This window comes from Priestia sp. BR_2, assembly GCF_041954005.1.
GTDB classification, from domain to species: Bacteria; Bacillota; Bacilli; order Paenibacillales; family Paenibacillaceae; genus Paenibacillus_AQ; species Paenibacillus_AQ lautus_A.
Window position 1 is genome coordinate 69,463 of the sequence record NZ_JAVFHM010000294.1, and the last position, 13,358, is coordinate 82,820.

At 52.4% G+C, this 13,358-nt stretch carries 13 protein-coding genes; 8 read left to right on the top strand and 5 right to left on the bottom strand.

Features of this window, described 5'->3' with window-relative positions; all coding sequences use genetic code 11:
• Window positions 1-213 precede the first annotated feature (213 nt).
• The 5 genes from RB298_RS24010 to RB298_RS24030 all read left to right on the top strand — a co-directional run bounded on the left by RB298_RS24010 (window position 214) and on the right by RB298_RS24030 (window position 5,253).
• Window positions 214-882 (top strand): succinate dehydrogenase cytochrome b558 subunit, encoded by a 669-nt coding sequence (locus RB298_RS24010; protein ID WP_015737405.1) that lies wholly within the window; start codon window positions 214-216, stop codon window positions 880-882.
• Between the two features lie 17 nt (window positions 883-899).
• Window positions 900-2,642: a succinate dehydrogenase flavoprotein subunit gene (gene sdhA / locus RB298_RS24015; protein WP_015737404.1), complete on the top strand. Its 1,743-nt coding sequence runs from the start codon at window positions 900-902 to the stop codon at window positions 2,640-2,642.
• A gap of 19 nt (window positions 2,643-2,661) precedes the next feature.
• The gene (gene sdhB, locus RB298_RS24020) at window positions 2,662-3,426 is read left to right on the top strand and encodes a succinate dehydrogenase iron-sulfur subunit (protein ID WP_076324823.1); all 765 of its coding nucleotides are present in this window, start codon (window positions 2,662-2,664) and stop codon (window positions 3,424-3,426) included.
• A 131-nt stretch (window positions 3,427-3,557) separates the two neighbouring features.
• Entirely contained in the window at window positions 3,558-4,358 is an 801-nt protein-coding gene (locus RB298_RS24025; RefSeq protein WP_452517927.1) for an AAC(3) family N-acetyltransferase, read from the top strand.
• A 208-nt stretch (window positions 4,359-4,566) separates the two neighbouring features.
• The gene (locus tag RB298_RS24030) at window positions 4,567-5,253 is read left to right on the top strand and encodes a potassium channel family protein (protein WP_015737401.1); all 687 of its coding nucleotides are present in this window, start codon (window positions 4,567-4,569) and stop codon (window positions 5,251-5,253) included.
• A gap of 74 nt (window positions 5,254-5,327) precedes the next feature.
• Here RB298_RS24030 and RB298_RS24035 read toward each other — a convergent pair whose 3' ends face one another.
• A complete protein-coding gene (locus RB298_RS24035) occupies window positions 5,328-6,707 on the bottom strand; it encodes an aldehyde dehydrogenase (protein WP_404565866.1) in 1,380 nt (459 codons plus the stop codon).
• 97 nt (window positions 6,708-6,804) lie between these two features.
• On the opposite strand from RB298_RS24035, the gene RB298_RS24040 reads away from it, so the two are divergent.
• Window positions 6,805-7,713, top strand: coding sequence for a metallophosphoesterase (locus RB298_RS24040; protein WP_192570603.1), 909 nt, complete (start codon window positions 6,805-6,807; stop codon window positions 7,711-7,713).
• Window positions 7,714-7,955: 242 nt separating this feature from the next.
• Here RB298_RS24040 and RB298_RS24045 read toward each other — a convergent pair whose 3' ends face one another.
• Together RB298_RS24045 and RB298_RS24050 are read right to left on the bottom strand one after the other, a co-directional pair.
• Window positions 7,956-8,765, bottom strand: coding sequence for a histidinol-phosphatase (locus RB298_RS24045; RefSeq protein WP_090908850.1), 810 nt, complete (start codon window positions 8,763-8,765; stop codon window positions 7,956-7,958).
• A gap of 53 nt (window positions 8,766-8,818) precedes the next feature.
• Window positions 8,819-9,721 carry a LysR family transcriptional regulator gene (locus RB298_RS24050; protein WP_009593067.1) on the bottom strand — a complete coding sequence of 301 codons (903 nt, stop codon included), beginning with the start codon at window positions 9,719-9,721 and terminating at the stop codon, window positions 8,819-8,821.
• Window positions 9,722-10,140: 419 nt separating this feature from the next.
• Between RB298_RS24050 and RB298_RS24055 the strand changes: the two genes are divergently transcribed.
• Both RB298_RS24055 and RB298_RS24060 read left to right on the top strand, forming a co-directional pair.
• Window positions 10,141-10,599, top strand: coding sequence for a chemotaxis protein CheX (locus RB298_RS24055; protein ID WP_009593072.1), 459 nt, complete (start codon window positions 10,141-10,143; stop codon window positions 10,597-10,599).
• Window positions 10,600-10,692: 93 nt separating this feature from the next.
• Window positions 10,693-11,466: an SDR family NAD(P)-dependent oxidoreductase gene (locus RB298_RS24060; protein ID WP_283771829.1), complete on the top strand. Its 774-nt coding sequence runs from the start codon at window positions 10,693-10,695 to the stop codon at window positions 11,464-11,466.
• A gap of 10 nt (window positions 11,467-11,476) precedes the next feature.
• On the opposite strand, the gene RB298_RS24065 is transcribed toward RB298_RS24060, so the two are convergent.
• Together RB298_RS24065 and RB298_RS24070 are read right to left on the bottom strand one after the other, a co-directional pair.
• Window positions 11,477-12,310, bottom strand: coding sequence for a nucleotidyltransferase domain-containing protein (locus RB298_RS24065; protein WP_486048908.1), 834 nt, complete (start codon window positions 12,308-12,310; stop codon window positions 11,477-11,479).
• Between the two features lie 44 nt (window positions 12,311-12,354).
• A complete protein-coding gene (locus tag RB298_RS24070; RefSeq protein WP_486048910.1) occupies window positions 12,355-13,296 on the bottom strand; it encodes a helix-turn-helix transcriptional regulator in 942 nt (313 codons plus the stop codon).
• Window positions 13,297-13,358 lie beyond the last annotated feature (62 nt).

Below are 13,358 nucleotides of genomic sequence, written 5' to 3' on the forward strand. Positions count from 1 at the left end.
GATTAATAATTATATTGCAATTCCATTATAAGAAAAAAAGGAGTAACATGAAACATGACACAAGTTGTTCACACGATTGCTGAAATAGGCAACTTTTTGTCGTTGCAAGGCTTTTTGAACAACCTCTTTTAGGGCAGGGGAAGTGTAATTGTTCTGAAAATAGGAAAGATTGAAAATGAAAACGCTGTACATTGGAAAGGGGAACGTCAACTGATGAAAGGGTATTATTCCAGAAAGCTGCATTCTTTGCTCGGTGTCATACCGCTTGGGGCATTTTTGCTCAGCCATATGATTTCCAACTTTAAGGCTTTCGAGGGTGGAAAGGAAGGCTTCGCGAGCGCGGTGCATTTTTTGAACAGCATGCCGCTAATTTTTTTCCTCGAGCTGTTCCTGATCTGGCTGCCATTGCTATATCACGGCGTCTACGGGTTATACATCGCTTACCAGGCGAATAACAACGTGGGCAACTACAACTATGAACGGAACATCCGCTTCACCATCCAACGGATCACCGGCGTTATTACGTTCGTTTTTGTCATCTGGCATATGTACGATACGCGCTTCCAAATCATGATCGGCAAAATCACGCATGACGATTTGGGCGCGACGATGCACGGCATCATGAACAATCCGGTTCTGTTTATTCTGTACGTCATCGGCGTTGTTTCCGCTACCTTCCACTTCGCTAACGGCCTGTGGGCGTTCCTCGTCAGCTGGGGCATCACCGTCGGTCCGCGCGCGCAGAAGGTATCCACTTACATCTGCATGGGCTTGTTCGTATTGATGAGCGTGCTGTTCGTTCTTGCCATGACAGCATTCCGCGGTTCCGAATTCCAGGCGGCGACGGCAGCGATCGACGTAGTTAAGACAGTCTTAAGTTAAAGGGGAGTGAACGAAAAATGGCATCTAATATTATCGTAGTGGGCGGCGGCCTCGCCGGGCTGATGGCAACCATCAAAGCGGCGGAAGCAGGCGCTCACGTTCATCTATTCTCGCTTGTACCCGTTAAACGCTCTCACTCCGTGTGCGCGCAAGGCGGCATCAATGGAGCCGTAAATACGAAAGGTGAAGGTGACTCTCCTTGGGAGCACTTTGACGATACCGTTTACGGCGGCGACTTCCTTGCGAATCAGCCTCCGGTCAAAGCGATGTGCGAGGCGGCGCCGGGCATCATCCACTTGATGGACCGCATGGGCGTTATGTTTAACCGCACGCCGGAAGGCCTGCTCGATTTCCGCCGCTTCGGCGGAACGAAGCGCCATCGTACCGCGTTTGCCGGCGCGACCACCGGCCAGCAGCTGCTGTACGCGCTTGACGAGCAGGTTCGCCGCTGGGAAACCGCGGGGCTTGTGACCAAATACGAGAACTGGGAGTTCCTGAATGCGGTCATCGACGACGAAGGCGTATGCCGCGGTATTGCCGCCCAGGATCTGCGCTCGATGGAGATCAAGTCGTTCAAGGCTGAAGCCGTCATTCTCGCCAGCGGCGGTCCCGGCATTATTTTCGGAAAAACAACCAACTCGGTTATCAATACGGGAACAGCGGCCAGTGCGGTGTATCAGCAAGGCGTTCATTATGCGAACGGCGAGTTCATCCAGATTCACCCGACGGCCATTCCGGGCGACGACAAGCTCCGTTTGATGTCCGAGTCGGCACGCGGCGAAGGCGGACGGATTTGGACCTATAAAGACGGCAAGCCTTGGTATTTCCTCGAAGAGAAATACCCTGCTTACGGAAACCTGGTGCCGCGCGATATCGCTACGCGCGAAATCTTCTCCGTCTGCGTTGATATGGGACTCGGCATCAACGGCGAGAACATGGTTTACCTGGACCTCTCCCATAAGGATCCGAAAGAGCTGGACGTCAAGCTCGGCGGCATCATTGAAATCTATGAGAAATTCATGGGCGACGATCCGCGCAAAATCCCGATGAAAATCTTCCCGGCAGTCCATTACTCCATGGGCGGCATGTGGGTCGATTACAACCAAATGACCAACATTCCAGGGCTGTTCGCAGCCGGCGAATGCGAGTATCAATATCACGGCGCGAACCGTTTGGGAGCCAACTCCCTGGTATCCGCCATTTACGGCGGCATGGTGGCCGGACCGAAAGCGATCGAATACGTCAAAGGCCTGAAGAAATCCGCAGAGGATGTTTCCTCCACGGTATTTGACCGCGCAGCGAAAGAGCAAACCACCAAGTACGAAGGCCTGCTCAAGATGGAAGGAACCGAGAATGCTTACGTGATCCATAAAGAGCTCGGTGAATGGATGACCAACAACATGACGGTTGTTCGTTACAATGACAAGCTCGAAGCAACCATCGGCAAAATCAAGGAATTGAAGCAGCGTTACCGCAATATCAATATGACGGATACCTCCCGCTGGAACAACCAGGGCGTGGCGTTCACGCGTCAGCTGTGGAACATGCTGGAGCTGTCCGAGGCCATGACGCTGGGTGCGCTTCTCCGGAACGAAAGCCGGGGCGCTCACTACAAGCCGGAATTCCCGGATCGTAACGATGAAGACTTCCTCAAGACAACCAAAGCAACCTGGACGCCGGATGGACCACAGATTTCATATGAAGAAGTGGATGTTTCCTTAATCCCGCCGCGGATTCGCGACTATTCGAAAGACAAGTAAGAAGGAAGGGGGATTTACGATGTCTCAAACGGCAGCTGCCTCAAAGAGCGTTAAATTTATCATTACACGTCAGGACAATCCGGAGACGAAGTCCTATACCGAGGAATTCGAAATTCCGTACCGTCCCGGCATGAACGTCATTAGTGCGCTGATGGAAATTCAGCGCAATCCCAAAAATGCGCAGGGCCAAACCACCGCACCCGTATGCTGGGACTCCAACTGCCTGGAAGAAGTGTGCGGAGCTTGCTCCATGGTCATCAACGGGAAGCCGCGCCAAGCATGCGCGGCCTTGATCGATAAGCTGGAGCAGCCGATTCGGATTCAGCCGATGAAGACGTTCCCGGTCGTGAGAGACTTGGTGATCGACCGCAGCCGCATGTTCACGGCCCTCAAGCGCGTGAAAGCGTGGATTCCGATCGACGGCACCTATGACCTTGGTCCCGGCCCCAAAATGGCGGAGAAGAAGCGTCAGTGGGCTTACGAGCTGTCCAAGTGCATGACCTGCGGCGTTTGCCTGGAGGCTTGTCCGAACGTCAACGAAAAAACGGACTTTATCGGACCGGCCGCGATCTCCCAGGTTCGCTTGTTCAATGCTCACCCGACAGGCGAGATGAACAAGGAGGAGCGTTTGGAAGCGCTGATGCAGGACGGAGGCATCGAGGGCTGCGGCAACTCGCAGAACTGCGTGCGTTCTTGTCCGAAGGGCATTCCGCTGACAACGTCCATTGCGGAAATGAACAAGGATACGACCAAACACCTGTTTAAGCGCTGGCTTGGCGTTTAATCGGTTAACTTCAATACCAAGGCGTCTGACCGGGGCATGGGCTTCGGTACAGGCGCTTTTTGTTGTGTGCTATAATTTATGTGTTTTTTCATAGGATAGGAAATCTTCGAATTGAATCTGAGGTGAGTCACTTGATCATAGAAAGACCGATTACGATAAAGGATATTAGCGATGATTTGGCCGCTTTGGGCGTCCGTAAGGGCATGACCTTGCTCGTCCATTCTTCGCTCAAGAGTGTGGGCGGGTGGATCGTCGGCGGTCCGGAGGCCGTCATACTGGCACTCGAAGACGTGCTGGGGGAAGAAGGGACGCTGGTGATGCCGACCCAATCCGCGAACTTAACCGATCCAAAGACATGGGGAAATCCGCCGGCCGATCCAAAATGGTGGAATCTGATTCGCGAGGGCATGCCGCCCTATGATCCGGATCTGACGGTCACTTCGGGGATGGGGATCATTCCGGAAGTGTTCCGTAAACAAGAAGGGGTTATCCGAAGCGCTCATCCGCATGTGTCGTTTGCGGCACGCGGCAGGGAGGCCAGGGACCTAATGCAATCCCATCCGCTGGACCATAGCTTAGGCGAAGCTTCTCCGCTGGCACGCTTGTATGAGGCGGGCGCGTACGTGCTTATGCTGGGTAGTGGTTATGGCAACAATACGTCGTTCCACCTCAGCGAATACCGCGCGAATTGGAAGGGCAAAGAGGCGGTCACCGCCCACGCGCCAGTCCGCAGGGTGCAGGGAGTGACAGTGTGGGAGGCGTTTCAGGATATCAACTATCATTCGGACGACTTCGAGGCATTAGGCGCTTCGTTCGAAGCGCAGTGCCCCGATGCGTATATCCATGGACGCGTAGGAAAGGCCGACTGCATATTGGCTGAACAGCGGGCCATGGTGGATTATGCCGTGTCGTGGATGGAGAAGAACCGTTAAATGTTAGCGGATCGCACAAGCTTTCGGAATTACCGCAGGCGAGTGTTGAGCGACGCAGCACAAGATATCCAGACTTCGACCAGGACTAAAGTCAGTTCTTGCCAGCTGCCAAGCTGCCAATGACCTCCAGGTGCAGAGGTGCCGTTTCGAGGGTAATAGGACGTAATGGCACGGCCTGCGGGTTGCGGGCCTCAAGGAGGGACTAGAGATGTCTTGGTGGATGTGGCTGCTCAATTTGGCGGGCTTGCTGTCGTTGATCTATCTGTTTTACAGCATGGACAAGAAGTGGTCCAGCAGGCCTTTGCTGCTGGCGCCGCTGCTTATTTATGTCCTGATATCGGTCGAGGATTTGCTCGGCTGGATTGATCTCATGCATGTCGTACCCGGCGAAGGTGGCATGCGGGCCTTGATCCTGCTGTTTTCATTATGTTCCGTTATTTTCTATGTGCTGTATATCTTCGATAAGATTGCAGACTCTGTCCATCAGCATGTCGATATGAAAACGACCCTGGTTCGGATCAGCATGGCGGCGGGGATGTGCATTCTATTTTTCACGGTGGTGTATATGTCGATCTATAAGCTGTTCGGAGGCGTTTCCTTCGAAGGCGAGAACCTCGGTCAGGATTTGCTGAGCCAGTTCATTACCTTCCTGTATTTCAGCATGGCGACGTTTGTCACGGTCGGGTATGGCGATGTAGCCCCTGTCGATAATACGTCCCGGCTTGTCGTGGTGCTGGAGATTGCTTTCAGCTTTGTTACCGTTGCTTATGCGCTGTCCATGCTGGGGACGCTGCGCCGGATCTTTAAGCCCGGCGACGACGGACTGGAGACGGAAGGCGGCGAAGTGAAGACAAAGGGCAATATGCCGCATCGCAGAAAACATTCATCCAAGTAAAACAGGCGCGCCGACAACGGTGCGCCTTTATTAGTTATAGTTAACGGGGCAGGAAAGCGAAAGCTGGATGAAAGCTAAGGCTTCATCAGCTTTTTTAAAATGCCCAGCCCGTTCTTGGAAGGATAACGGAATTTAAAATCAAACCGGTTGGTTTGCTTAAGTACGCTTTTTCTATGGGAGAATGTGTGGAAGCTGTATTCCCCGTGATACGAGCCGATCCCGCTCTCGCCGACGCCTCCGAACGGAAGAAAGGGGGTTGCCAGGTGCATCAGCGTGTCGTTGACGCATCCCCCGCCAAAAGAAACCGAGGAGAGCACGTAATCCTGTACATCTTCATTCTCGGTAAACAGGTAAAGCGCGAGCGGCTTGGGACGGGCTTGAATCGCTTGGACCGCCTCGTGCAGATCCTCATAGGTCAGGATCGGACACAGCGGGCCGAAGATTTCTTCCTCCATGATCGGCATATCCCAGGTGATATCGTCCAGCACGGCGGGCTCGATGAGCAATTTATCCCGCGACGTGCCCCCGCCGTGGCGGAGGGTTCCGTTGTCCAGAAAGTTGGAAAGCCGGTCAAAATGCTTCTCCGAAACGATGCGCCCATAATCGGGATTGGTTAGCGGGGTCTCGCCGTAGAATGAAGTGATGGCGTCTTTCAGATGCGCGATGAACTTCTCTTTCACCTTGCTGTGCACGAGCACATAATCGGGAGCGACGCACGTCTGGCCTGCATTCGTAAACTTGCCGAATGCGATACGCGAAGCCGCCAGGGCAAGGGGCGCATCCTCGTGGACGATGCAAGGGCTCTTGCCCCCGAGCTCCAGCGTTACCGGTGTCAGCTGCTTGGCGGCGGCTTCCATGACGATTTTGCCGACGTGGGTGCTGCCGGTAAAAAAGACATAATCCAAAGGCTGCTCCAGCAGGCTCGTGCTAACCTCGGGGCCTCCCTCTACAGAAACCACGTATTCCGGCTCAAACGTCTCTTTCATGATGGCCGTAATGAGTGCGGATACGTTAGGCGTCAGTTCCGATGGCTTCACAATGGCCGTGTTTCCGGCGGCCAAGGCTCCGATCAGCGGAGAGATGGCCAGCTGCCAAGGATAATTCCAGGGAGCGATAATCAGAACCGTCCCATAGGGCTCAGGATAGACCATTCCCTTGCTGCCCACATGCGTCAGCGCGGTTTTGACGCGCTGCGGCTTGGCCCAGCGCTTCAAATTCTTTATGATAAAGGAGAGTTCTTTGTAGACGATTCCGATCTCGGTCGTGAAGGCTTCCTGTTCACTCTTGTTCAGGTCCCTGCGCAGCGCCTCCATGATATCGTTCTCTCTGGCAATCAGGATTTGGCGCAGCTTGGTCAGCTGCTGGAGACGGAAATCCACTTCCTTGGTGATGTCTTTATGAAAAAAATGCCGCTGTGCCGAAACTATGGCTGCGATCGAATCGTTAACAGTCATACATAAACCCCTTTCTCTTGTTATTTCATGTATATGAACAAACATAAGAGCGTTAATACTTGAATTCTTTCATTATTATATAGGAGGATGTCCCCCTATGAGAAATCTATCCTCGGAGATGCCCCAGGGTACAGCCGGCGGCGAGGCGAAGCGAGAACTTAAACAGAAGAGGATGTCGCGCCGCCGATTTCTGAAGATCGGCGTTTCCGTCTTGGCCGGAGCTGGCCTTGCTGGCGGTGCTTATGCGTCGTTATGGGAGCCTCGTCAACTGGATATTGCGAGACACACGCTAACGTTTCCTTCGCTGCCCAAGGCTTTTGATGGCATGAAGATCGTCCAGTTTAGCGATTTGCACCTGGGCTTTCATGCAGGGGCGGACAACGCGGCCCGCGTGGTGCAAGCCATTCATCATGAAAAACCGGATATGATCTGTTTTACGGGAGATATGGTGGACGGTAATGCGGAAGATATGAGGGCTGCCATTCAACCGCTCGCTCAGCTGAAAGCCCCGTTAGGCTTATTCTCTATATTAGGCAACCATGATTACGGGGACGTGAAGAAGCTGATTGCTCTGGAGGAGGAGGCCGGGTTTCAGGTGCTGCGCAACGACGCCGTGAAGATTAGGCGGGAGGGTGCCGTCTTCGCCGTTGCGGGCTTGGACGATGGCATCTGGGGAACGCCGGATCCGGAAGCTGCCATTCGGGATCTGCCTGAAGGCATGTTCAAGCTGCTGCTGATGCACGAGCCGGATTATGCAGATACTGCGGCAGTCTATCCATTTCATCTTCAGCTATCCGGACACAGCCACGGAGGACAGATCCGCCTGCCTTGGATGGGCGAGGTGATCACGCCGCCTGGAGCCAAACGTTACGTGCAGGGCCTGTACACCGTGGGTTCCCAAGGCATGCAGCTCTATGTAAACAGGGGAATCGGCACGACGCATCTGCCTTTTCGTTTCCTATGCAAGCCGGAGCTTACCGTGCTTACGCTGCGGTCCATGGTTTAAGCGAAAGCGGGATATGTAATCTGATATGTAATCTGAAAATTTCAAGTTGAAAGGATCACTTGGAATTTGTTACACAATTGAAATATACCTGTTATCAAACTCTAACAGCCGCGGGTTAAACTTATCACATGACCCCCTTTTGAGAATATATATTATGTTTCGGACCCGGTAACGGGTCCACTTTTTTTGCCCATTTTGCCGCCAATAACCATGAAATGCAAAAAAACAGAAGGAGTACCCCGTTAAAGAGGTACGGGCACCTTCTGTTTTTGTTCGAAATAGACCCATTCCGTGTATCCGATTTCCTTAAGCACCTTGGCCACTTCGTCAAATTCATCTCCGACCCGGGACGGTTTGTGGGCATCGGAGCCGAAGGTGACCTCGACGCCGTGATGGTGCGCTACTTCCAATATGGCGTTCGACGGATACCAGCCGCCGCACAGCTTGGTTTTGCCGGAGGTATTGATTTCGATGGCAAGGCCCGATTCCGCAATGACTTTCAGCGTTTCCTCAATCGCTTCATCGGCTTTGATCTCGGAGAACAGCGGATAATTGCCCTTCATCGCATCCATATGGGCAATGATCTGGAACATTCCGCTTCGGGCGGATTGGCGGATCAGATTGAAGTATTCCTCTTTATCCGCAACCTGCTGCTGAGGCGTCAGCTTCTTCCAGCGGTTCTTGTTGAAGATGCTGACATCCCTGACGTGGTGGATGGAGCCGATGATGTAGTCAAAAGGATAGGCCGATAACGCCTGCTGGTAAACCTGGGCATGGTTCGGGAAATAATCGGATTCGATGCCCAGCAGGACCTTGATTTTCCCCTCATATTCCCGCTTTAAGTCCAGAACCTCTTGCACGTAGGCCGCAAAGTCCGCTTTCGCCATGGAGATGGCCGGGAAGGGCTGTTCTTCCGGGCTTCCGAAGTATGGCGTATGGTCGGAGATCCCGATGACCTTTAAATCTGCTGCGATCGCAGCCTCGATGTAATCCCGGATATTGCCGTCGGCGTGGCCGCAGCGAAAGTGATGGGTATGCAGATCGAATTTCATATTGACCTCCTTCATGTCGCTTGATTGGTTATGGTTCTATGGGACGGTCGGCATTATTCACTGCTGATGAATTGGGTCTCGGGCATGCCCTTTAGATCACTAAGGAATTGGCGCATGGCCGAGCTGACATAACGCCCGCTCTTATAGATTACGCCGACAGGGTGGCTGACTTCAAGCTCGCTTAGGGGAACGATCTGCAGGGTGCCGTTGCGCAACTCCGTCGCCACGGACTGCTTCGAAATAATCGCTGCGCCCAGATTGATCTCGACCATCCGCTTGATTTCTTCGCTGCTGGACAGTTCCATGACCACCTGAGGATCGACGCCGTGCTTCTTCATGACTTCATCGGCGAAGCGGCGGCCGACGGTGTCGCGCGTTAGCAGAATAAGGGGGGTTCCGGCCAGCACATCCATGTTGGCCGTGGAAAGCTTGGCCAGCGGATGCTGGGGTGATACGACCAGCTCAAAGGTATCGTAATACAGAACGGATGTGCTTAAGTTGGGATTGCGCTCGATCAGATAGCCGATCCCGATGTCGATGAGCCCGTTCTCCACGCTGTGGTAGATTTGGGAAGAGGCCATGGATTGAATGGTTGTTTTTATGTGAGGGAATTGATCCTGGAAGTAGGAAAGTACCCGCGGCAGGATCTGAATCGCTATGGAAGTGGTTGTGCCCAGTTGGATATGACCCTGGGGGGTTTGATCAAGGTCGGACAGCCGCTGCTTCAACTCATCCACGATGCCGAGGATCTGCTCGGCATGATCCACGAAGACCTGGCCCCGGTCCGTTAACGTCACGGGTTGGCTCCGGTCCACCAGCACCGTCTTAAATTCTTCTTCCAGGCTCTTGATCTGGGCGGATACCGCCGGTTGTGTCAGATTAAGAAGCTCTCCCGCTTTGCGAAAGCTCATCGTTTTGGAGATGGTAATAAGCGTTTCCAATTGGCTGATGTTCATAGCCTTCCTCCTTCTTGATATATTCTTCCGCTCATCTATCGCGTGCAACCTGTATGTTATAAATTATAGGTTATTCTCCCCGGTGGAGCAACGAAGGGAGCAAACCGGATGGTTTTCGGCCGAAAAAGATGAAAAACATTTTTATTTTCATTTTAATTATTATTAAAAGATGGGGAAACCATCCGATAATAGTAAAGTAGACATAGAAAAAAGGTGAGACCTAAGGCCCGTTTAAGCGAAAGGAATATCTTCGTACTAAAGCGTTTCAAGCGATAGCTGACATCGTAAGACAGTGGTCGGAATGAGGGCTGTCGCTATTTTGTGATGATTTATTACAAGGTATCCATTATAATGTTTAAATATATAGGTGGGACTTTGGGACCCTGACCAACAACCCAGTGAAAGGGGCGTAATGAGGAATGAAAGCGGAAGTCATCAATCCTTTTTTAGAGTCCGCACGACACGTTATCGAACAAGTCATACAGGTTTCACCCTCCACGGGGAATCTTGGGGTCAAAGAGATCGGATATATGGAGAATCATATCTGGATCCAAATCGGCATGACAGGCCAAATGAACGGTGACATCGTATTTGGAATTCAGGAGCAGGTAGCGCTGCAGATGGTATCGGTGATGATGGGCGGCTATGTCATTACCGAAATGGATGAGATGGGGCAAAGCGCGATTTCAGAGCTCGGCAACATGATCAGCGGCAATGCCAGCACCATTTTATCGAACCAGGGCGTCAGCGTGGATATCACGCCTCCCAAGGTAATGAAGTCGGATAGCACCTCCAGTCTTATTCAGAAGAAGGCGCTATGTATTCCGCTTCGAATGGAAGGAATCGGAGAGCTGGATATTCAAGTCATGATTTCATAAAATAGGAGTAATGAACCCAAGTCCGTGCGTGAAGCTGCTCTGTGGATATTTAGAATGGAGCGCTGCGCCGGTGAGGAAAGGGATAATGAAATCATGCTGAATCATAAAGTTGTAGTTGTTACGGGAGCATCCAGCGGAATCGGTGCCTTGATCGCGGAGAAGCTCTCCGCTCAGGGGGCTTACGTTGTTCTGTGCGCCCGTTCGGCCGATCGTCTGCAGGAGGTGGGTACGCGTTTATCCGGTCCCCACGAGCTGGCAACCATGGATGTTCAGAACTCTGAGCAGGTGTCGTCTGTCATGGAGGCCGTATTTCAGCGGCACGGCAGAATCGATGTACTGATTAACAACGCCGGATACGGCAAGTTTGAAAGTATTATGGACATGCCGCAGGAAGAGTTTCAGGATATGATGGACGTCAACTATATGGGCATTGTACGCTGTACGCAAGCGGTGCTGCCGGGCATGCTGAAGCAAGGGGACGGTCAAATCGTCAACATCGCATCCATGGCGGGGAAGATCGGAACGGCCAAATCCACGGCTTATTCGGCTACCAAGCATGCTGTGCTAGGGTTCAGCAATTCACTCCGCCAGGAGCTGCGGAACACGGGCATAACCGTATCGACCGTAAACCCCGGGCCGATCGATACTCCGTTCTTTTCCTTGGCCGATCCGACCGGCGGGTATGTCAAGAATGTAAGCTGGTTCATGATGAAGGCGGATTATGTTGCGGATCAGGTTGTAAAGCTGGTTCATAAACGCAAGGAAGAACTGAATCTTCCGAGACTGGCCTCCTTTGGCATAAGGCTGTATCAGCTGTTTCCGCGGTTTGCAGACCGTGTGTCTTACAAATGGATGAATAAGAAATGAGGGCTATGCGCTACAAAGCTTCCGTTTCGGCTATAAGGTCCTGAAGCAGCGCAGTGGCTTGTTTTGTTTTTTCTGTATCCGATGAGAGCAGCGTGATCACTTGGTCCAGGCGTTCCTTGTAATTCGCCGGCTTGCGGGAGAAGGTCTCGATCATGGCCACCGCACGCTTCTCATTGATACAGTACATTTCATTTTTGGCAAAGAGCACTTGGTTCAAGCACGAAATGGAGCGGAAGCAGTGACCTGTAACATAAGTGACGTCATCGCTGAAAGCCGTTTTATTCGCCAACATCAAAGAGAAGGATGCCTCGAAAGTGAAATAGCCGATCATTGCATCCTGCAGAGGCTTCGGATAGGGAGACGTTTTGGCTTTCAGAGTCTGTATGCGGTTATCCGAGTCCCATAATATGCGGCAGATCGCAATTTCCCCCATATACATGACATTCAGATAGGCATGCGGATGTCCGGTTTGGTAATGCGCGGACACCTTTCCTGCCGAACAGTCGTCGATGATGCCGGACACGCGGTGCACATCCCGGAATAAGAAATCCACATGATACCCCTCGATCACTAACCATCCGCCCCCGTTAACCCAGGCTCCCCATTCGCCCAATGAAGTGATAATCCCGTCCCGATGCTCGTCATCTAATTTCTTCGCGATTTTGGCGATGTCCTCCACCTTGAAACCTTGGGCTTCATCATAGTAAACGCCGATATCGATATCGGAGTCCGGTCTGGCGGTTCCTTTGGCCCTGGATCCCCCGAGAACGACTCCTGTAACGCCGGGTACCCCGCGAAGCTCTTCCGTTATCCGCTCAATTAAGCGATCCACTTGTGAAGTCATGCATATTCTCTCCTTCATTTCTCCCAACTGGGATTGAGTTGTCCTTATGTATACCTTAATCTCATGGATTCAATTTTCTCCCGGGTCCATTGAACCGCTTCGGCTGGCGAGGTGATGACTGCCTCCTCTCCGAGACGCCACACATAGTCCGCATAAAAGTTGACGTCGGTTGCCGGTATTTCAAGCCGAACGACGCCGCTGCCGTCCGTGTTCCGATGGATATGGGGACCGAGCCGTGTATCCGTCTCAAGCAGCCAGACCCCTTTGGAAGTTAATTCTACCTCAAAAAACTTCATCTCGACATCCCCGATCTCGGGCATGTCCTGCAGCGTTTGGCTCGCGATATCTTCACGGATCGGTAAGGATTCATTGGGGCTGGCCGCCGTCATCCGGTCTACCCTGAATTGCCTGATGTCCTCTTGCGTAAAACAGTAGGCGGGACAATACCAGTACCCCGAGCTTGCATACAGCCCGATCGGCTGGATATGCCGCTGGCTGCTTCCGGCGGAAGAACGATAGGAGATCGTGACCGCTTGCCGGACCATGACGGCTTGCATTAACGTTTGTAAAATATCGGCCGACATCGGACGGAACGGGCTGTGAATCATGACGCGATCCTTAAGACGGTCGATCTGCTCCTTAATATCTGTCGGCAAGTAATGATAGAACTTATGGAGCGCCGTGGCGGCTCCCTCACCGAAGGGCAGCGTACTGAAGTAGCTCAGGGATTGGCAGGCAAAAAAGATGGCAATCGCTTCGCTTTCCGTGAAACTGATCGGTGGCAGCATCCGTTCCTGCAGCAATCTGTAGCCGCCGCCTCGTCCTTGCACAGAGTAAATGGGGACGCCGAGCCCGCTCAGCTCATCCAGATCTCTTGATATCGTTCGAACGGAGAGTCCGAATTCGTCGGCCAGCTCTCTTACGGTAAACGACTTTTTTGCATTGATCATCATCATTAATTGAATCAGGCGCTGCGATTTCTGCATTATGAACCCCCAGTCTCTTGATTATTTATTTTATCTTATTCTCTAAATAAGACAACATTTGT